This is a genomic window from Streptomyces sp. NBC_01788, from assembly GCF_035917575.1.
In the GTDB taxonomy this organism is placed as follows: Bacteria; Actinomycetota; Actinomycetes; order Streptomycetales; family Streptomycetaceae; genus Streptomyces.
The window spans coordinates 132,412-150,239 of record NZ_CP109090.1 but is presented as its reverse complement, the minus strand read 5'-3'; the positions used below and the strand labels follow the sequence as shown (position 1 = coordinate 150,239).

Annotated in this window: 17 protein-coding genes and 5 pseudogenes; 6 read left to right on the top strand and 16 right to left on the bottom strand. The window is 70.0% G+C overall.

Annotated elements, in window-relative coordinates; all coding sequences use genetic code 11:
* Window positions 1-25 precede the first annotated feature (25 nt).
* From OIE49_RS00735 to OIE49_RS00700, 8 genes are all read right to left on the bottom strand, one after another.
* A complete protein-coding gene (locus tag OIE49_RS00735; protein WP_326800576.1) occupies window positions 26-256 on the bottom strand; it encodes a hypothetical protein in 231 nt (76 codons plus the stop codon).
* Window positions 253-426 carry a hypothetical protein gene (locus OIE49_RS00730; protein ID WP_326800575.1) on the bottom strand — a complete coding sequence of 58 codons (174 nt, stop codon included), beginning with the start codon at window positions 424-426 and terminating at the stop codon, window positions 253-255. The genes OIE49_RS00735 and OIE49_RS00730 overlap by 4 nt, the downstream gene beginning before the upstream one ends.
* Entirely contained in the window at window positions 426-773 is a 348-nt protein-coding gene (locus OIE49_RS00725) for a hypothetical protein (RefSeq protein ID WP_326800574.1), read from the bottom strand. The genes OIE49_RS00730 and OIE49_RS00725 overlap by 1 nt, the downstream gene beginning before the upstream one ends.
* A gap of 471 nt (window positions 774-1,244) precedes the next feature.
* Window positions 1,245-2,288 (bottom strand): zinc-dependent alcohol dehydrogenase family protein, encoded by a 1,044-nt coding sequence (locus tag OIE49_RS00720; RefSeq protein ID WP_326800573.1) that lies wholly within the window; start codon window positions 2,286-2,288, stop codon window positions 1,245-1,247.
* A gap of 244 nt (window positions 2,289-2,532) precedes the next feature.
* Window positions 2,533-4,020 (bottom strand): UvrD-helicase domain-containing protein, encoded by a 1,488-nt coding sequence (locus OIE49_RS00715; protein WP_442812185.1) that lies wholly within the window; start codon window positions 4,018-4,020, stop codon window positions 2,533-2,535.
* A gap of 52 nt (window positions 4,021-4,072) precedes the next feature.
* Window positions 4,073-4,561 carry a hypothetical protein gene (locus tag OIE49_RS00710; protein ID WP_326800572.1) on the bottom strand — a complete coding sequence of 163 codons (489 nt, stop codon included), beginning with the start codon at window positions 4,559-4,561 and terminating at the stop codon, window positions 4,073-4,075.
* Window positions 4,558-5,454 carry a DUF6083 domain-containing protein gene (locus tag OIE49_RS00705; RefSeq protein WP_326800571.1) on the bottom strand — a complete coding sequence of 299 codons (897 nt, stop codon included), beginning with the start codon at window positions 5,452-5,454 and terminating at the stop codon, window positions 4,558-4,560. The genes OIE49_RS00710 and OIE49_RS00705 overlap by 4 nt, the downstream gene beginning before the upstream one ends.
* A 160-nt stretch (window positions 5,455-5,614) precedes the next feature.
* Complete coding sequence (locus OIE49_RS00700) at window positions 5,615-5,878, bottom strand: helix-turn-helix transcriptional regulator (RefSeq protein WP_326800570.1); 264 nt, start codon at window positions 5,876-5,878, stop codon at window positions 5,615-5,617.
* Window positions 5,879-6,502: 624 nt separating this feature from the next.
* Between OIE49_RS00700 and OIE49_RS00695 the strand changes: the two genes are divergently transcribed.
* Window positions 6,503-7,048: a hypothetical protein gene (locus OIE49_RS00695; RefSeq protein ID WP_326800569.1), complete on the top strand. Its 546-nt coding sequence runs from the start codon at window positions 6,503-6,505 to the stop codon at window positions 7,046-7,048.
* A 248-nt stretch (window positions 7,049-7,296) separates the two neighbouring features.
* Here OIE49_RS00695 and OIE49_RS00690 read toward each other — a convergent pair whose 3' ends face one another.
* Window positions 7,297-8,370 carry a serine protease gene (locus tag OIE49_RS00690; RefSeq protein ID WP_326800568.1) on the bottom strand — a complete coding sequence of 358 codons (1,074 nt, stop codon included), beginning with the start codon at window positions 8,368-8,370 and terminating at the stop codon, window positions 7,297-7,299.
* 160 nt (window positions 8,371-8,530) lie between these two features.
* Between OIE49_RS00690 and OIE49_RS00685 the strand changes: the two are divergent.
* Window positions 8,531-8,614: pseudogene (locus tag OIE49_RS00685) on the top strand (IS5/IS1182 family transposase); the annotation flags it as partial.
* A 669-nt stretch (window positions 8,615-9,283) separates the two neighbouring features.
* Here the strand turns inward: OIE49_RS00685 and OIE49_RS00680 are convergent.
* The 3 genes and pseudogenes from OIE49_RS00680 to OIE49_RS00670 form a co-directional block, all read right to left on the bottom strand.
* Window positions 9,284-10,042, bottom strand: a pseudogene (locus tag OIE49_RS00680) (IS6 family transposase).
* A 28-nt stretch (window positions 10,043-10,070) separates the two neighbouring features.
* Window positions 10,071-10,562 (bottom strand): annotated as a pseudogene (locus OIE49_RS00675) (MFS transporter); the annotation flags it as partial.
* Window positions 10,563-10,783: 221 nt separating this feature from the next.
* Window positions 10,784-11,773 (bottom strand): alpha/beta fold hydrolase, encoded by a 990-nt coding sequence (locus OIE49_RS00670; RefSeq protein WP_326800567.1) that lies wholly within the window; start codon window positions 11,771-11,773, stop codon window positions 10,784-10,786.
* 175 nt (window positions 11,774-11,948) lie between these two features.
* Here OIE49_RS00670 and OIE49_RS00665 point away from each other — a divergent pair, with 175 nt between their 5' ends.
* On the top strand, window positions 11,949-12,524 hold the full coding sequence (locus tag OIE49_RS00665) for a helix-turn-helix domain-containing protein (protein WP_326806100.1): 576 nt from the start codon (window positions 11,949-11,951) through the stop codon (window positions 12,522-12,524).
* Window positions 12,525-12,594: 70 nt separating this feature from the next.
* Here OIE49_RS00665 and OIE49_RS00660 read toward each other — a convergent pair whose 3' ends face one another.
* Together OIE49_RS00660 and OIE49_RS00655 are read right to left on the bottom strand one after the other, a co-directional pair.
* Window positions 12,595-12,909, bottom strand: a complete 315-nt coding sequence (locus tag OIE49_RS00660; protein ID WP_202469893.1) for a hypothetical protein — start codon at window positions 12,907-12,909, stop codon at window positions 12,595-12,597.
* A gap of 225 nt (window positions 12,910-13,134) precedes the next feature.
* Complete coding sequence (locus OIE49_RS00655) at window positions 13,135-13,416, bottom strand: hypothetical protein (RefSeq protein ID WP_326800566.1); 282 nt, start codon at window positions 13,414-13,416, stop codon at window positions 13,135-13,137.
* Between the two features lie 202 nt (window positions 13,417-13,618).
* On the opposite strand from OIE49_RS00655, the pseudogene OIE49_RS00650 reads away from it, so the two are divergent.
* Together OIE49_RS00650 and OIE49_RS00640 are read left to right on the top strand one after the other, a co-directional pair.
* Window positions 13,619-13,984, top strand: a pseudogene (locus OIE49_RS00650) (SDR family NAD(P)-dependent oxidoreductase); the annotation flags it as partial.
* Between the two features lie 343 nt (window positions 13,985-14,327).
* Window positions 14,328-15,026, top strand: a complete 699-nt coding sequence (locus OIE49_RS00640; RefSeq protein WP_326806437.1) for a hypothetical protein — start codon at window positions 14,328-14,330, stop codon at window positions 15,024-15,026.
* Between the two features lie 114 nt (window positions 15,027-15,140).
* Here the strand turns inward: OIE49_RS00640 and OIE49_RS00635 are convergent.
* Together OIE49_RS00635 and OIE49_RS00630 are read right to left on the bottom strand one after the other, a co-directional pair.
* A pseudogene (locus OIE49_RS00635) lies at window positions 15,141-16,096 on the bottom strand (IS481 family transposase); the annotation flags it as partial.
* Between the two features lie 106 nt (window positions 16,097-16,202).
* Complete coding sequence (locus OIE49_RS00630; protein WP_326800565.1) at window positions 16,203-16,601, bottom strand: VOC family protein; 399 nt, start codon at window positions 16,599-16,601, stop codon at window positions 16,203-16,205.
* A 93-nt stretch (window positions 16,602-16,694) separates the two neighbouring features.
* Between OIE49_RS00630 and OIE49_RS00625 the strand changes: the two genes are divergently transcribed.
* The gene (locus OIE49_RS00625; protein ID WP_326800564.1) at window positions 16,695-17,684 is read left to right on the top strand and encodes a helix-turn-helix transcriptional regulator; all 990 of its coding nucleotides are present in this window, start codon (window positions 16,695-16,697) and stop codon (window positions 17,682-17,684) included.
* The last annotated feature ends 144 nt before the right edge of the window (window positions 17,685-17,828 follow it).

Here is a 17,828-nt window from a genome sequence, read left to right as displayed (position 1 = left end):
AACATAGAGGCGGGGTGGCTGGCTGTCAGGCGAGATCGGTCGCCGCAGGCGCGGTGGATAGGTGCGTTGTGTCCGGGGTGTGTAGAGGGCCGACGTGGTGGTGGAGTTGGTAGATCATTTCGTCGGGGTGGCGGAGCAGGCAGATTCGGCGCCAGGCGGTGTCGTAGGACAGAGGTGTGGGGTTGCGCTGCACTTCGAGGATGGCGCGGATGCTGGTGAGAGGGGAGAGCAGAGTCCGCCACAGGATGAGTTTCACGGGTGTGCTCTCCGCTCCGCAGTGAGGGGAAGCGCCGAATTGGGTGTGACCGTGCCGGTGGACAGGCTTCCGCCGTTGAGGGTTTTGAGCGCGTCGAGGAGGGCGAGCATGGCTTGTTGCTGCCTCTCGGCCTCGGTGAATCCCTGGCCGAGCTGTTCCCACTGCTGCATCAGGGGGGTCCACCACGGTCGCAGGACGTGATCAGTCGGGCCAGGTGCTGGAGTTCGGCGACGTGGTCGTCGTCGAGCACCTGGGGGGAGTGGCGTTCAAGCCGGTCCAGGACGAGGAGGTCGGGATGGTCGTACAGGTGGGTTTTGAGGAAGCGCAGCCGGCGGATGCGGTTTTCGTCCGCCTGCCGTTGGAGGAGTATCTCCTTTGCTGCGGCGGGCAGACGCAGGGCTGCCCGGGCGTCGATCAGCCTGTAGTGCGGGTTGCGGTGCCGGTGAGGGAGGGCCGCGTTGACGGCGTCTTGGGCGGCGGCGAGATCGGCGGCCTCCAGGCTGGCGGCTGTGCGCAACGCTGTGCTGTGCGTCGAACTCGGCGCCGGCCCCTACAACTGACCCACCCGCCATGAAGGCACCGATCGCCCATACGACCGGTGCCATCATGGTGAACGGGGCACCGGAGGACGTGCTGGACGTTCACTTTGACTGGAGCACCAGCAGCGGCTGGTCTCTGGTCATAGAAGTTCGGGGCGCTGCGCCGGTCGAGCGCTGGATGGGAGCGGGTCTGACGCCCGCCCCTGAGAGGTCGCCGGCTTCTTCCTCTCCACCCTCCTGGACTTCCGCAACGCCGGCAGCGAGGACCCGCTCTACCGGCGCGGCGGACCCCGCCCGGGTTCCACGATCGTCGACATGGCGAAAAGCCTCTGAGCACGTCCGAACCCCTCGCTTTATGACGGTTGCGAGGGGTGTGACCTGCTCGTCGACGTTGCGGACGGCGGCGATGTACTGCCCGCCGCCGGCAGGCGGCGCGCAGCGACCCGCGGCTAGAAGGTGATCTTGACCTTGAGCGCCTCGCGCGCATCCATCGCCTTGTAACCCTCCGGCACTCCCGCCAGCTCGACCGTCCTGTCGAACACCGGCGACGGGTCGATGACCCCGCCCAGCACGTCCGCCAACAGTGCGGGAATGTAGTGGCGCGCCGGCGCCACCCCGCCCCGCACCGCGACATTGCGGTTGAACATCTGCTGGATGTCCACGCCCGCGCTGCCGCCGTGAGGCACGCCGACGTAGCCGACGGAGCCGCCGTCGCGGGTGATGGAGATCGCGGTTCGCATCGACTCCTCGGTGCCGACCGCCTCCAGGACCGCGTGCGCGCCCGAGCCGCCGGTCAGCTCCTTGACCGCCGCCACGGCTTCCGCACCGCGGGCCGGGACGACGTCGGTCGCGCCGAAGGTGCGCGCGATCGCGGTCCGCGACTCGTGCCGCCCCAGCGCGATGATCCGCTCCGCGCCGAGCCGGCGCGCGGCCAGTACGCCGCACAGGCCGACCGCGCCGTCGCCGACTACGGCGACCGTCGCGCCCGGACGGACGCCCGCGGACATGGCCGCATGGTGCCCGGTGGACATGACGTCGGACAGCGCCAGCACGGCCGTCAGCAGCCGCTCGTCCGAGCGGACCTCCGCGGGCAGCTTGACCAGCGTGCCGTCGGCGAACGGAACCCGGACCGCCTCGCCCTGCCCGCCGTCCGAACCCGGCTCACCCCAGAACCCGCCGTGCGGGCAGGAGGTGTGCAGGCCCTCGGCGCAGAACTCGCACACGCCGTCCGACCACACGAACGGCGCAACCACCAGGTCGCCTGGCCGGAAGCCGCGCACCTCGGAGCCGACTTCCTCGACCACGCCCAGGAACTCGTGCCCGATCCGCTGACCCTTCTCCCGGGCGGCCACGCCGCGGTAGGCCCACAGGTCGCTGCCGCACACGCAGGCGAGTACGGTCCGCACCACCGCGTCGGCGGGACGCCGCAGCGCGGCGTCGGGGACCTCCTCGACTCGGACGTCGTTCGGGCCGTGAATGACGGTGGCGCGCATGCGTTCTCTGCTTTCGGTTCTCGCGAAGGGGCCGCCTCGTGAGCAGCCTCCGGATCAGGCGGCGGCCTGGGATCAGGGACGGCCTCGAAGGTGAAGGCCGACCACATTAAGACGCCCGCCGGGGCCACGATATTCCGCGCCTCACCGGGCCGGTCCCGCCTGCGCAGGGTGCGTCACGCGCCTGCCGCGCCCTCACCGGACAGCTCACTTCGAACCCACTCGCGCCCGAGGCCGCAAGCTGAGTTCAGTCAGTGGAGTAGGTATTGATCCACGAGAGGCCGCCAAGGTCGAGGTGGTGGCGGGCGCGGGTGACGGCGACGTAGGCGAGGCGGGTGTCGGTGTCGTTGACGGGTTCCGGGATAGGGCGTCCTTGCTCGTCGTGCTGGTCGCTGTCCTTTGGTGGGGGGAAGTCGTCGGCAATTTTGACGGTGGTCCATTCGCGGCCTTTGGCGGTGTGGGCGGTGGTGACGGTGACGTCGGCATCGTCCTCGCTGGTGAGTTGGTCGACGGCGGTGAGGATGGCGTCGGGTCCGTGGGTGTCGACGAGGTCGACGAAGGGCTGGAGATCGCGTCCGGCGGGGTCGTGTGCGGCGTAGTCCTGCAGTTCGCCCCAGGAGGGGAAGAGGACGAGTTCGGGGTGGGTGGTGCGGCGGCCGTCCTTGAGGTCGCGGGCCGCGAGGGCGAGCGCGGCCAGCTGCTGGCCGCCCCGAGTGAGGGCGACGCGGTGGCCGGCAGTGAGCAGGCGCATGACCTTGGCCATGGCGCCGATGTTGGTGCGGCACAGTACCGCGTCCGGGCGGGTGAGGTTGCCGACTTCGGTGGGGATGGTTTCGGTGCCGGTCAGGCGGATGGGGGCGTCGGCGAGTGTGAGCCACCGGTTGGCTTCCTGGGCGATCTGGGGGCCGAAGCGGAAGGAGCGGGTCAGGGTGAGAGGGGTGGCGTCGAAGCCGGTCATCACGTCGCGGGCGCCGCGCCAGCCGTAGATGGCCTGGGCGGAGTCGCCGACCATGACGAGTTGGGCATGGTCGTGCTGGGCGGTGAAGACTTTTTCCAGGACCGGGTTGGTGTCCTGGGCTTCGTCGAGGAAGAGGAAGTCGGCTTCGATCGTCGGCCCGGTCAGGGCCCACATTTTCAGGTAGTGGTCGTGTTCGAAACGGACCACGCCCTGGTCGGGGTTATGCAGGTCGGCCCAGGCCTTGGCGGCGAAGCGCATGACGATGTTGGCGAGTTGGGCGTGGTCGCCGGGTGTGTCCAGGCCGCGCAGGCGTGGCACATGGTGGGGGGCCAGGGTGCGGTCGGCGGAGTGGCAGTAGCGGGTGACGGTGCGCAGCACGGTGTGGGAGAGCGCCCGGGGGCTGATCTCGTGAGCGCCGATGCGGACCGGACGGGTGATGCCGAGCGCTTGGCCGGTCTTCCATGCGGGCTGGCGGGGGCTGTTGAGCCGGCGGACGTAGCGGTGACCGACGGCGGCGAAGGCCGTGGCGTGGGCGGTTTTGCACAGCACCGTGGAGGGGAAGCGTGCGGCGGCATCCTGGGCGATGCTCTTGTTGAAGGCGAGGTAGCGGCCGCGGCGGCGGGTGCTGGCGGCGAGCAGGCCGAGCGTGCTGGTCTTCCCTGTCCCGGCGCCGGCCTGCAGGACGAGATGGTGACCGGCCCGGAAAACGTCAGCAGCATGGGCCTGTTCGTCGGTGGGCGTATGCAACAAGGGCTCCGCGAAAGAGAAGTGAAGCATCAGGGGGAGTGAGGGCAGCGGCCTTCGCCGCCGTCCTGGCAGGGCGAAGCTTTCACGATGGGCTCACGGCGCTGCCGACATGCCGACTGGGTAGTGCGCGGGCCGCGCAGACCAGGACTTCTTCGAGAGTGTGGTGGGCGAGCAGGTTCTCGAGCTGGTCCTCCAGGCGCCGAGTGCGTTCCTGCTCACGCCGGGCAAGATCTGTGGTCACGCACTGGCTGAGCACGTCCTGTGGCCGCTGCGCCAGGACCGCTGCTCTGCGGCGCAGGGCAGCATCGGCCGAGCGGCTGAGAGCGATGTTGAGCAGGACCTGGTTGTGCCGGTCCGGGTAGTGCGTGGTCAGGATGTCGATCGGTAACCGCGTGCCCAGCTGGCGTCGCAGCACGTGCAGGGCACCGTCGGGGCTGCGCGCGCTCTGGACCGCCATCAGCCGGGTACGGCCCGCGTTGGCGGCCAGCCGGACCCTTTCCCGGACGTGCCGGAGCTCGCCGTGGGTGGCGGACCTGGTCAGGGTGATCTCGACGGCATGGAACGGCGTCATTGGCGGACTGTTTGATGTGTCCGGCCCGCGAGGTCAGGGCGCCGGGTGGAGGCGGGCAGACGGTTGTGGGTGTGCTCGTGGTGGCGCACCGGGTCGAAAGGCTCCCAGTCGGCAACCTCCAGGTCGGCAGCCGTGGGGATTGCGGCGTGCTGCAGGCAGCGCTGGGCGCGCCAGCGCAGCTGTTCGGAGTACGGGACACCGCTGAGGTCGTAGACCGCCATGACCGCAGCGGGCAGGGCCAGATGACCGCTCGTCTGGGTGGCCGGAACCAGCCTCCAAACGCCAGCCGGGCTGTTGGGGGAGAGGAGGACGCTGGCGCAGCGCTGGCGGTGCCGGGTCCGGGCGACGCACTGGATCTCGTCCACCAGGCCGGCGGCCAGGTAGCGCACGTACAGCAACTGCACGATGGGCCGGGCCGGGCGGCAGAGCGCCGAGGTTCCATCCTGGGGTGCCGGGCCGTCCGGAACAGCAGGGGTAGGGGTGAAGGCGCCGGCGTCGATCAGGCGGCGGGTGTTCACGGCTAGAGCCCGGCGCAGCCCGGCCAGCTCGGGAGGGGCCGCGGGTGCCTTCCGGGCGGGACAGACGACGGTGTGCGGCGGGCGGCACCAGCTGCTGCCGTCTCCCGTCGGGTAGGCAACGCCGGAGCTGAGGTGCCAGCGGCATGCCGCCGGTACTCGGGCGGCCGGCAGCTCGCGGGGATGGAGGCGGACGGCCCGTTGAGTGCCGCGGTGGTACCACTCGATCCGGTTGCCGCATTCGCGGCACCGGTCGCTTTGACCGCAGCGCAGCAGCCGGCTGACGCCGCCGGGGGTCACCTGCAGGGAGCGGCGCACACGCTGGGCGATCGGACTGCCGTCCCAGTGCCGGGCCGAGGAAGGTGGTGTGGAGCGCATGCGGGCGAACCTGCCAGCCAACACGCCGGATCCACGACAGCAGTGCTGACGGGTCGCTCGGTCGGCCTCACATAGTGAGACTGGCGTACGAATAGGTGGTCGTGCGTTCGAGAGGGGCTCGCCGATTTGGGTGGTCTGCTGCAGTCGCGCGGGCAGACTGTCAGTCCCGCGCCGGGCCAGGTAGGTCATGCCCGCGGCACAGCGTGCTGAAGAGTTCGTCGAACGGTGTGTCCAGCGCGTGGGCGAGAGCGTGCCAGGTCTTCAGCGTGCCGATGGTGCGGCCCTGCTCGATCTCGATGACGGTGCGTCTAGCCAGGCCGCTGTGGGCAGCGAGCTCGTCGTAGCTCCACCCGCGCGCGGCCCGCAGACGCGCGAGCTCCAACCGCAGCGCGTTGAGGTCCGGATCGGGCGGAAAGATCGTCACCCATCCATCCGACGGTGCAGACCCCTGCCCTGTCAGTGCAGACCTCTGCCCTATTTCCGCAGGTGGCGTCGACCACAGTAGTGCAGACCTCTGCACTACGGTGGGCGACCGCCCCCACAACAGAAGACGGGATCGGCGTGGAAGCAGCAGGAGGAACACGCGCCCATGAGGATGCGCACAACATGCCCGGCGACGCCACGCGCCTGGACCGTCGAACTGCACTCGAACACCAACGGGCTCATCCTCGTATGCCAGCAATGCCCCCACAACGGCACACGCATCACTGCGGCCTCCGCCCGCTCGGCCGCCCTGGCCCACCTCGCACGGCACGCACGCGGCGATCTCCGCCCACCGCACCTACGGATCTGCCAATGCCACGAACGAGGCTGCCATTGGCACCCCCGCCACTGCGGCTGCGTTGGCCCCATCCACCTCCTCCTCGCACGCGAACACGGCGGACGGCGATGGCGACTCGCCGACGCCTGCACCGCCTGCGCCGCAGCAACAGCACACGCCGCCGTAGTACCCGACACCGTCCTCACCCGCGCACCACTGCAGCCGGCAAGCGGCCGCCGACACAGACGCCGTCCCAAGGGCCCAGGTGAACAAGTACGGGTACGCGAAATGCTCAGCTACCTGGCCGCGGCACTGCCAGCAAGCACCTCGGCCGCCGCACGCCTGCTGGCCCTGCAATGCGCCCTCCGCATGAACGCCAATATGGAAGCTCGGCTGTCCAAAGGCGTGCTGCGCAGCCTCCGCCTCAACACCACCCCAGGCCTATGGCACGAATTGGACCACGCACGATGGCTGCGCCCACTCCCTGAAAGCACGGCCAACGAGATCGTTGTCGCACTACTCGACGCCACGCTGCTTAGCCAAGCCCCAGCCCGTCCCGACCGAATGCGCTCGGCGGACTGGGCACTGCGCGCCTCCACAGCAGGAGCAATCGGACCGGTGCCGCAACTGGCGTACCTCTACCTGGCGGCGCACACCGATCCGGAAGCCGGTAGTGGCCTGTGCGAGCTCGATCAGATGGCACGCGCCTGCGGTATCTCGCCTGCTGCACTGTCTGACACCTTGGGCCAGCTGGCATCAACTGGGTTGCTGAAATCTTGGCAGGTCTGCCCGGATTCGGAAGACTTGCACTGGATCCTCCATGCCTTGTCGTGATCTGCAAGGCAACCACCCGCCCGGCACCCATCTTGACGACGGCCGAAAAGTGGCCATCTGACGGGCGTGCGAGACGCCGTCTACGGGCCGTACGTGCCGTGGAGCGCGCATCCAGAACTGGTACTCGGCAGGCTCCACGCTGTCAGCAGGCCCGTCATCCGCAGACGGCCGGGCACATATCTCCCTGGGCGGGGCAATGGGCAGCGGCCCCCTGGTCAGGGGGCCGCTGTTGGGCTGCGCGGTTTCGCTTAGGCGGCGCGGCGGGTCTTGCGGCCGCGGACTGCGACGGCGGTGCCGGCACCGGCGACGACCAGCGTGGCGGCCATACCGGCGATTGCCGCGGTGTTGTCGTTCGTACCGGTCTCGGCAAGGTCGGAGCTCATGGCCACAGTCGACAGGGCGCCGTCGGTCTTCATGACGCTGTTGGTCTTCAGGGCGTGGTGGTTCTTCGGGGCGTGGTGGTTCTTCAGGGCGTGGTGGTTCTTCACGGCGTGGTGGTTCTTCGGGGCGTGGTTGGTCTTCATGGTCTTGTTGATCCAGCCCGCGTAGGCGCGCGCGTTGGTGTAGAGGCCAGGACCCTCCGAGCACGGCACCTTCGGGGCACCGGGCCCGGAGGTGACGCCGATCAGCTCCCAGCGGCCGTTCCGGCCCTTCTGGACCTGCGGCCCGCCGGAGTCCCCGAAGCACGCCATGGCCTTGGGCACGGTGGTGATGGTGCACAGCCGGGTCTTGCCCGCGTAGCCCGGCGCGCACTCGGACACAGCGCCCCTGCGGGTGTTCAGCTCCTGCAGCCGGTCCGGGAACTTGAGCTCGGTGTCGACGGTGGTGCCGAAGCCCAGGAGCCGGGTCGGCGTGCCGGGTCCCCCTACATGCTCGGCAATCTTGATGGGCTGCTGGGCGACCGGGCGGTCCAGGCGTATCAGCGCGAGGTCGTTGTTGTTGGCGGCCTTGCCCTCGCCGTTCACATAGCCGGGGTGGACGAAGATCCGGTCGATCTTTCGGACAGTGCCGCCGGACTTGCGGTGGTCGCTGCCGACGCGCACGATGCCGTCCAGCTCCAGGCCGTCACCCTTCACGCAGTGGGCCGCCGTCAGTACCCACTGCTTATCGATCAGCGACGCCCCGCAGGTCCCGTCGTTCAGGCCGAGCGTGGGGGCCGACTCGGGGACGGTCGCCATGAACGGGTAGTGCTCGGTGGAGTCCGATCCGTTGACGATGGCTGAGGCGCTGCCGGCCATGACAGTGGCGCAGGCCGCAGCTGCGAGAACGCCGACGGCAGCGGTGCGGGCGGTACGGCGGCGCAGTGGCTTGAAGCTGTACACAGGTGGTTCCTTTTGTGCGGTTGATCCGTGCGCACTCAGCCTCGTTGTTTCGACGCCTGCCAGACCATCCGGGAAACAGGTCAACCGATGGTATGGCTCTCTTCCCCTCCGTACTGGGGAAAACCCGAGGCCCGGACGGTGGCTGCCCGGCGAAGGACTTCGCAACTACCGGTTCTCGGCGAACGTGCAGATCATCGTGGACGCAGACACGCGACTGGTGGTGGCTGCCGCCCGCCCGGTGCCGAGCACGGTGACGCCCTGTGGGCGGGCGCCGTGCGGCGAGACTTTGGGGCACAGTCCCCACTCGCACTCGGGGCAGGTCAGTGGCACGCGCGGGCGAGCCCGGTGGATCTGCTCCCAGGTGATGCGGCCCTCGCACCCGAGACCCTCCAGGGTGAGGTCCAGGACGCTGTGCTCGGGGTGGATCGCGCTGAGCGGCATGGCCGGGCCGCCCTTCACGCTCCTCGCTGCCGGCCTGTCCCTAGCCGAGGCTCTGCGAGATGCCCGTGCCACCCCTCCCGGCCGATGCGATACACAGGGCCGCAGGCCGGGCATTTACGGTGTTCGGCGGGGCCTGACCGGCAGGAGACAGCCCAGCCGCCACCCGAGCCAGAACGCAGCAGGATTCGCCCTGCTCGGGCCGGGCTACGCCCTAGCATCCGTCACCCCGGCAGACCCGCGGCGGACTGAGCGAAGCCGCATTGCCTGTGCCCTGAGGTCCAGCAGATGTAGCGAGACGGTCCGACTGCACCACCCAGCCGTCGGCCGGCACGGTGGGCGGCCCGGACGCCTACTGACAGTCGTTCAAATACGACCCGGTCGGCAACCGCACCGAGCGGCGTTGTCACGTTGTCGAGGGTGTTGGTGCTTGGCGGGGCGTCGGGGCGTGCTGGGCCGGGTTCCGGCTCCGCGCTCAGGCTGTGGCGGGCAGGCCGGCGGTGCCGGTGATCTGCTCCCAGATCGCGAAGCGGACGGTCATCTCGGCGCGGTGGTCGGGGGCGGTCATCAGGTGGCGGTGAGGGCGGAAGTGCGGTGAGATGCCGCTGAACGCGGCCAGGAACCGCTGGACTCCGCCGACGGAGCGGAAGCCCTTCATGGCTCGTTCGCGCTGCCGGGTGGGCTGGTGGCTGTTCTCCGCCCGGTTGTTGAGGTACTTCGACTGCCGGTGCTCGACGGAGGGCATGATCTCGCGGTGCGCCGCGCTGTAGGAACGGAGCTTGTCGGTGACGACCACCCGCGGCACGGCCCCGATTCCTTTGAGGAGCCGACGGAAGAAGCGCCTGGCCGCGGCCTTGTTGCGCCGGTTCTGGACGAGGATGTCCAGGACGTTGCCCGTTCTGATCGACGGCCCGCCACAGGTACTTCAGCTCTCCGTTGATCTTGATGAGACCTCGTCCAGGTGCCACTTATCACCGGGCCGGGGCCGGCGTCGGCGCAGCGCGTTGGCGTAGACCTGCCCGAACTTCGCGCACCAACGCCGGATCGTCTCGTACGAGACGAGCACACCGCGCTCGAGCATCAACTCCTCGACCTCCCGGAAGCTGAGCGGGAAGCGGAAGTACAGCCAGACGCAGTGGGAGATGATCTCCACCGGGTACCGGTGGCCCTTGTACGACGGCGACACGGACGACACGAACGAACCCCTCCCCGGCCCGATCAACTCCAAGATCATCCCAGGCCGGTCAGCCAACGTGACAACGCCCGATGATGAGACCGACGGCGCCGCCGGCGCCCTGCAACGCACCGTAGACGCCGAATGCCTTGGCTCGCTCACGAGCGTCGGTGAAGGTGACCGCGATCAGGGACAGTGCCGCCGGGGCGAGGAGGGCGGCGAATACGCCCTGCAGCGCCCGTCCGGCGAACAGAACCGCGCCAGTGGGGGCGATACCGGAGATCATGGAGGCGGCCGCGAACCCCACCAGGCCGATGAGGAAGACGCGTTTGCGGCCCACGAAGTCGACGATGCGGCCACCGAGCAGCAGCAGGCCGCCGAAAGCCAGCGAATAGGCGGTGACCGCCCACTGCCGGTTCGCGTCGCTGATGCCCAGATCCGACTGTGCCTGCGGGAGAGCGAGGTTGATGATGGAGGCGTCCAGCACCACCATCAGCGTGGCCACTGAGATCACCGTCAGCGCGAGCCAGCGCCGCGGATCCAGTCCGGGGCGGTCCTCAGTCGAGGAGGAAAGAGGCATTGCGGCACCAATCGGGAAGTCGGGGCGGGCGTCGCCCGTGACGCGGCCGGGAGATGGGGGCACTTCGTCCGGCCGCTGCGCGCACGCACGGCCTCGACGCCGGTGCGCTCACGCCGGACGAGGGCTGAGGGACGTCCTGGCGGGCCGGCCGTCACTCGTGCGAGCAGGGCGGCGAGGTCACCGGGCCTGATCGCACGGGTGACGCCGGTGTGTACGGCGGTTCAGCCCTGGAGGGTGGCGAGCCAGTCGGTCAGCAGGCGGTTGACCTCCTCGGGGCGCTCCTGCTGGATCCAGTGGCCGCAGCCCTCCAGGAGGTGGGAGGCGGACAGCGCGGGAAGAGTGACGGGGTAGGCGTCGATCGCGTCCGCCATCCAGGTGGTGGAGGCGTCCAGGGTGCCGCCGATGAACAGGGACGGCTGCTTGATCGGGGCGCCGCGGTGGGGGGCGAGGTCCTCCCAGTCGCGGTCCATGTTGCGGTAGCGGTTGAGGGCGCCGGTCAGGCCGGTGCGCTCGAACTCCCCGGCGTAGACGTCGAGGTCGTCCTCGGTCAGCCAGGCGGGGAGCTTGCCCGCGGGGAAGCGGTCGCGCAGCCGGCCGCCGCCGCGGGTCACGAAGTGCGGGTCGGGCTCGCCCTGGGCGGGCATGGTGTCGGCGGACAGCGCCGCGTAGAAGCCCGTGAGCCAGCCCCGGACGTCGGGCTCGATCTCCGCCTCGGCGCGGCCGGGCTCCTGGAAATAGGAGACGTAGAACTCCTGCTCGGGGCCGCCGATCTGGCCGAAGATGTCGGTGGGGCGGGGGCCACCGGGCGGCGCGTAGGGGACGCTCAGCAGGGCGACGGCGCTGAAGACCTCGGGGTGGAGCAGGGCGGAGGTGGCCGCGATGTTGGAGCCCCAGTCGTGGCCGACGACCACCGCGTTCTCCTCGCCGAGGGCGCGGACGACGGCGAGGTTGTCCTCCACCAGGTCGAGCATCCGGTAGGCGTCGGTCGCGGCGGGCTTGGAGGAGCGGCCGTAGCCGCGCACGTCGATGGCCACGGCCCGGTATCCGGCCGCGGCGAGGGCCGGGAGCTGCAGCCGCCAGGAGTACCAGGACTCGGGGAAGCCGTGCACGAGCAGGATCAGCGGGCCGGTGCCCTGCTCGACCAGGTGCAGCCGGCCGGCGGGGGCCTCGATGGTGCGGTGGCGGAGTTCGGCGGACGGCTCGGGCTGCATGGGTTTCTCCTCGGTTCGCGGGTGGCGCGGGTACACATCGATCATGCGGCGCGACGGCCCCCCGACGCGACTAGCGTTGCCATTCGGGCAAACTTGCAGGACAGAGCTGGGCGGCACGGCCGGTGAGAAGGGAGCAAGAGTGACGGACGACGGCACAGCCGAGACGCTGGCGGCGATGGGCCCACGGTTGCGGGCCGCGCGCGAGCGGCACGGCGCCACGCTCACCGGCGTCAGCTGTGCGACCGGCATCTCGCCGAGCACGCTGTCACGGATCGAGACCGGCCGACGCAAGCCCACCCTGGAGGTGGTGCTGCAACTGGCCACGGAGTACGGCATCTCTCTGGACGAGCTGGCCGGCACTGCCCCCGCGCCCGCCCCCGTCGAGCCGCGCGCCATCGCGCTGCAGCGTTTCGGCGACAACAAGGGGGTGCTGCCGCTGACCCCGTACGTTGGCGGCCTGCACGCCCACAAACACGTCCTGCCCGCCGTCGAGGAACCGCCCACGCGGCCACGGCAGATCTCCCACGACGGCTACGAATGGCTGTGCGTCCTGTACGGGCGGCTGTGGCTCGCACTCGGAAAGCAGGACCTCATCCTGACCGCCGGCGACGTCGCCGAGTTCGACACCCGCAACCCCCACGGAGTCACGAACGCCGGCCCCGGCGGGCCGGTCGAGTACCTGATCATGTTCGGGCCCCAGGGAGAGAGACTGCGGCCACGCACCCCGCCCACCGGCCGGGGAGCCCTGTAACGAAGTGCAGCGTCCGTGGGCGCGTGGTGGCCCGCGCTTACCGCAGTCGCCGCCCAGCCGGATCGGGTGGTCAGCGGCGGCGGGGCAGCGCGGTGACGGCGCGGGCCTCGTGGAGGGCGGCGCGCAGGTGCTCGTTGTCGATGCTCAGGCCTTGGATGGCGGCGATAGCGACCTCCGTCTGCGCGGCGAGCTCGCGTTTGTCGCGCCGCAGTCGCGCGTTGCCGGTCTTCAGCCCGGTGTAGGCGTCGGCGCCGTTCGTGCTGCCTGGCGTTGGAGGGGAGGCGGCCAGCTGGGCGCAGACGTCGGGGAAGTTGCGGCGGAAGGTGGTGTTGGCGAGGCCGAGGCTGGTGGCGAGGGCGAGCACGCTCGGGGCCCGGCCGGTCACCGGACAGCGAGGAGGCGCCGCAGGGCGCTCCCCTGCTCGATGTGGAGCACGCCTTGAACGTCGCGGAGAATCCGGGGACGCGGCTGTGCACGCTGTGCGGCTGCACGCTGGAGCTGAGGCCGGCGCTGAGCGGGTTCGACCACATCACCGACTCCTGACCTGCCGTGGTCGGGCCTATGGTCGGGGTGGCCGGTGCCGTGGTCGGGCTGATGGTCGGCCTCGTGGTCAGGGTGTGTCGCCGGAGTAGTAGAAGGGGCACATCACCCCAGGGCCGGGTGTGCGCGGCTCGCCGGGGTGCGGGTCGTACAGGGCGCGGCCGCCGGGCCACCGCGACAGTTCGGTGGACAGGGCGGCGCCGTCGTAGATCTCCTCCGGCCGCCAGTCCGTGATGTCGAGCAGCAGGCCGTCCAGCGGCCCGCCTATGAGCGTGGCGTCCGGTGCGGGAGCGGGCCGGGGTTGGGGCGTCGTGGTCCGCGCCGTAGACCCGGCCGCGCAGCAGCTGCTCATCACCGTTCATCCGCACCAGCCTTCCAGCCGGCACCGACAACGCGGGCTTGCCCAGGAGCATCTTGGGCTTGCCCGCGCCGTCGGCGGAAGGCGTGCCCGGGTCAGGTGCGGAAGCGGGAGAGCCAGCCGCCGGCCTTCTGCGCGGCCTGTTCGGCTTCCTGCGGCGGAGCTCCTGCTCCTGGCGCTCGGATCAGCGCGGCCAAGCGGGGTGCAGGGACCCGCCGGCGATCCCAGCGACCTCACCGCCGCCGACGTCGCCGTCCTCGACGTCAACATCATCGGTGTCATCCGCACCACCACCGCCTTCCTGCCGCTGCTGCGCCGCTCGGATGATCCCGTCATCGTCAACGTCAGCAGCGGTATGGGGCCTCTCGCCCTCACCCACGACCCCGGCTGGCCCGAGTCGCAGGTCATCGTGCCGCTGTACGCCTCTTCGAAGGCGGCACTGACGATGTTGACCACGCAGTACGCCAAGGGACTCAAGGGCATCCGCGTCAACGCCGCCGACCCCGGCTACACCGCGACCGACATGAACGGTCACAGCGGCTCCCAAACCCGCCGGCCGGGACGGACGGGGTGAAGCTGTAACACAGCGAGCACAGCCGGACACCCGGCTGCTCGGCTGCGTCCAGCGGCAGCACCGGAGCTCCGGCCGGCGCCTCTTCGCGGTCGACGGCGTGCACGACACCACCCAGGGCCAGGCCCGCGGCCACCGGACTTCAACGTGCTGGGCTGCTGCGCCGCCGCCGAACTGGAACCCGTGCTCAAGGGCTTCGACCACGGCTTCGGGTGTCGAGGGAGAGTTCAACAAGGAGCTCAAGCGGGTCCGCGGCAAGGAGGGCATCCGGCTGCGGTAGGCGGAGGCGGCGGTCGCAGAGCCGGGCGGCACGGTCCGCAGGGTGATCTATCCGGTGGCTGGGGGGACCACGCTGAAGGCGTTGGCGGCGGAGGCCGCGGCGAACGAGGCCCGCTACCGGGCCCGGGTGCGCACGGTGTTGCGCTCGTCGTACTCCAACCACTGGCGACGGATGCTCTCGCCGCTGCTGAACGCGCTGGAGCTGAAGTGCAACAACACCGCCTACAGGCCGGTGATGGACGCCATCGATCTACTCAAGCGGTGCCTGGACCAGCCCATTGCCAAGGAGGGCGCGTTCTTCGACGAGGCGGAGGAGGCTCCGCTGGGCGGGGTGGTGCGCGAGGAGTGGCGCAAGGCGGTCGTGGACGAGCACGGGCGGGTCGAGCGCATCCCGTGCGAGCTGTGCGTGCTGGTCAGCTTGCGGGACGCGCTGCGGCGGCGGGAGATCTGGGTGCCGGGGGCGAACCGGTGGCGGAACCCGGAGGACGATCTGCCGCCGGACTTCGAGCAGCACCGCGATGTGCACTACGACGCGATCCGCCAGCCGCAGGACCCGGAGAAGTTCATCGGGGCCCTTCACGTGCGGTTGCGGGAGGCGCTGACCCGCTTCGACACCGCGCTGGAGCCTGGCACCACGGGCTGGGTAGACATCGTCAAGAAGCACGGCGAGTCGTGGACCAAGGTCTCGCCGCTGGGCAAGCAGGAGGAGCCGGAGAACCTCGTCGCCCTGAAGGCGGAGATCGAACGCCGCTAGGTGTGGTGTCTCGGGACCTTGGTTAACGAAGTCCTCGAAGGTGAGCTGCTGCGGGATGTCCGCGAGTGGTTCGGGCGGCTGGTCAAAGACGATCCGGTAGTCGCTCCCGGCGGTCCGGCTGATGGGCGGTCGGCCGCCGGGCGCAACGTGCGGCCGCTCGTGGTTGTAGTAGTTCACGAACTGCGCGAGCGCGACGCGTCGTTCACGCTCGGTTGTGTTAGTCGCGGACGTATGCCCACTCACGGGAGAGCGTCCCGTTACACCTCTCCACCTTTCCGTTCGTGCGCGGCGTGTACGGCCTGGTCCGCTTGTGCTTCGCACCGGTCGCGGCGAGCGCGTCAGCCCAGGTTGTAGACCGGTAGCACGCGCCATTGTCGGTGAGGCAGCGGCGGATTGGTGTGATGCCGTGGGCGGCGAAGAAGGCAACGGCCCGGTGCCAGAAGGCGACCGCGGTGACGGCCTTCTCATCGTCCAGGGCCTCGGTGTAGGCCAGCCGGGAGTGGTCGTCGAGCGCCGAATGCAGGTACGTGTATCCGACCTTGCCGGTGCCGGGACCGGTGCGTTTGGAGGCGCGGGCGGACTCGGTGCCGACGCCGTGCATCCGCCAGCCGCCGCCGGTCGGGATACGTCCGAGCTTCTTGACGTCGACGTGGACCAGGTCGCCGACCCGGTCGTGCTCGTAGCGGATGACCTCGCGCAACTGCTCGCCAGTCGGTGGATCGAGGTCCCGGAGCCGGTTGAGTCCTCGCCTCACCAGGATGGGGTGAACGGTCGCCGGCGCGAGTGTGACGCCGTGCAGCCGCTGCAGGTCGGCGGCGAGCCGGGCCGGCCCGTGCTTGGTCTGCCGCCGCAGCGCCTCCACCAGGCCAGCGATGTCCTCGGGGGTGCGGGCGGGGCTGGTAGCGGGGCGGGAGGAGCGGTCGAGCAGTCCGTTCTCACCGTGCGCCCGCCAGCGGGCGTACCGCTTGGCCAGGCAGCGGCGGGAGATCCCGGCTTCCGCAGCCACGTGCGCGATCGGGCGTCCGGCGTCGATCCGCAGACACAAACGCAGACGTCCTTCCGGGAGTCAGCGGTGCGTTCCCGTGCCCCCTGCTGGTGGCGCTCCCGAACTCGGCGGCCGCGTACACCGGGAGCCCTGGGGTCCCAGGGCTCCCGCGTGAGCGGCTGTGTGTGGCGTCAGCGTGCGAACTTTTCGATAGCCGCCGGGGTGACGGGGGTGAAAAAGTTGACGAGGTTGCCGTCGGGGTCGCGGAACAGCAGCGACCGGTTGCCCCAGGGCATCGTGGTGGGCTCGTTGACGAAGTCGGTGACGAAGCCGGTCAGGTTCTGGTGAACGCGGTCCACGTCGTCGACGAGGAACTCAGTGATCACACTGTGGTTGTCCGCCGGGCGGGCAGATCCCGGGGCGAACAGCGGGACGGTGCGGGTGCCGGCGATCGCGAGGGTGGCGCCCGCGGTCTTGAGTTCGGCGAAGTCCTCGGTGACCCACGTCGCCCGCGCCCCTGTGGCTTGCTCGTAGAACTCGACGAGGCGCGCTACGTCGCTGGTGATGATGCGGATCGAGACGAAGTCCATGGTGATCTCCTTGGCTGTGCTGGAGGGGTGCACGTCGCAGGCTAGGAGAAATAGTGGACAGAATCGGTCCCGTATTCGCGTTAGGCTGCGAACATGCCTCGACCCACCGGCCGCGTGCTGACACTCCTGGAGCTGCTGCAGTCGGGCGGCACCCGGACGGTGGCCGAACTCGCCGACCGGCTCGGCGTCGAAGGGCGCACCGTGCGGCGGTATGTGGACCAGCTGATCGACCTCGACGTGCCCGTGGAATCGGTGCGCGGCCGCTACGGCGGGTACCGGCTCGCCCCCGGGTACCGCTTGCCTCCGCTCATGCTCAGCGACGACGAGGCGCTGGCCGTGCTGCTCGGCCTGGTCGCCGGCCGCCGAGCAGGGCTGACAACGACGCAGCACACGGCGAACGAGACGGCATCGGCGAAGATCCGGAGGGTGCTGCCCAAGCACCTCGCCCGCCGGCTCGACACACTCCTGGAATCCCTCGCCTTCACGGAACAGCCCGGAGAGTTCGACACCCCGGACGCCGGGGTCCTGCTCACCATCGCCGATGCGGTGCGCCACCGCCGACCGGTCTCGATCCGCTACACCGACCGCAACGGACGGCGGAGCGAACGCACGCTGCACGCGTACGGGATCGTCGCCCATTCGGGCCGGTGGTACGTCACGGGCAAGGACGCCCGGATCGGCGAGGACCGAACCTTCCGGCTCGATCGCATCGCAGACGCGCGGACCCTGCCCGGTTCATTCGAAGCGCCGGCGGGTCCCGGTCCGGCACAGCGCGTATTGTCAGGCTTCGCCACGGCTGAGTACCAGCATGAGGTGACCTTGCGGATCCACGGGACGGTCGAGCAGATCCGCGCCCACCTTCCCGCCAGCGTCGCGAGCCTGGAGGAGCACGAGCCAGCGGCAGGCGAGGACCGGGCAACCGAGCGCTGGCTGCGCGTCGAGCTGCGGGCGGAGCGGCTCGACTGGTTGCCTCCGGTACTCGCCTCACTCGACCGGCCGTTCGTCATCGAGCGCCCCGCTGAACTGCGCGACCTCGTCATCGAACTCGCCGATCGCCTCACGTCCTACGCCCGCCAAGCCTGACAGCGAGGAACCATGTCATGAGACGGCACACCTAATACTCCAGCAGGATTTTGCTGTCTGACCTGCGGGTTTCATCGGGCGGCTGGAGTGTAGCGGGACACGGGACGACCCGGGGCGGTCTCACGGAGACCGCCCCTCGATCGT

Coding starts and splice junctions, on each gene's coding strand:
- OIE49_RS00710 (WP_326800572.1), bottom strand. CDS start 4,561: ATGACGCCGTTCCATGCCGTCGAGATCACCCTGACCAGGTCCGCCACC.
- OIE49_RS00665 (WP_326806100.1), top strand. CDS start 11,949: ATGGGCCCACGGTTGCGGGCCGCGCGCGAGCGGCACGGCGCCACGCTC.
- OIE49_RS00670 (WP_326800567.1), bottom strand. CDS start 11,773: ATGCAGCCCGAGCCGTCCGCCGAACTCCGCCACCGCACCATCGAGGCC.
- OIE49_RS00720 (WP_326800573.1), bottom strand. CDS start 2,288: ATGCGCGCCACCGTCATTCACGGCCCGAACGACGTCCGAGTCGAGGAG.
- OIE49_RS00655 (WP_326800566.1), bottom strand. CDS start 13,416: ATGAGCAGCTGCTGCGCGGCCGGGTCTACGGCGCGGACCACGACGCCC.
- OIE49_RS00715 (WP_442812185.1), bottom strand. CDS start 4,020: ATGCTTCACTTCTCTTTCGCGGAGCCCTTGTTGCATACGCCCACCGAC.
- OIE49_RS00695 (WP_326800569.1), top strand. CDS start 6,503: ATGCTCAGCTACCTGGCCGCGGCACTGCCAGCAAGCACCTCGGCCGCC.
- OIE49_RS00625 (WP_326800564.1), top strand. CDS start 16,695: ATGCCTCGACCCACCGGCCGCGTGCTGACACTCCTGGAGCTGCTGCAG.
- OIE49_RS00730 (WP_326800575.1), bottom strand. CDS start 426: ATGCAGCAGTGGGAACAGCTCGGCCAGGGATTCACCGAGGCCGAGAGG.
- OIE49_RS00630 (WP_326800565.1), bottom strand. CDS start 16,601: ATGGACTTCGTCTCGATCCGCATCATCACCAGCGACGTAGCGCGCCTC.
- OIE49_RS00705 (WP_326800571.1), bottom strand. CDS start 5,454: ATGCGCTCCACACCACCTTCCTCGGCCCGGCACTGGGACGGCAGTCCG.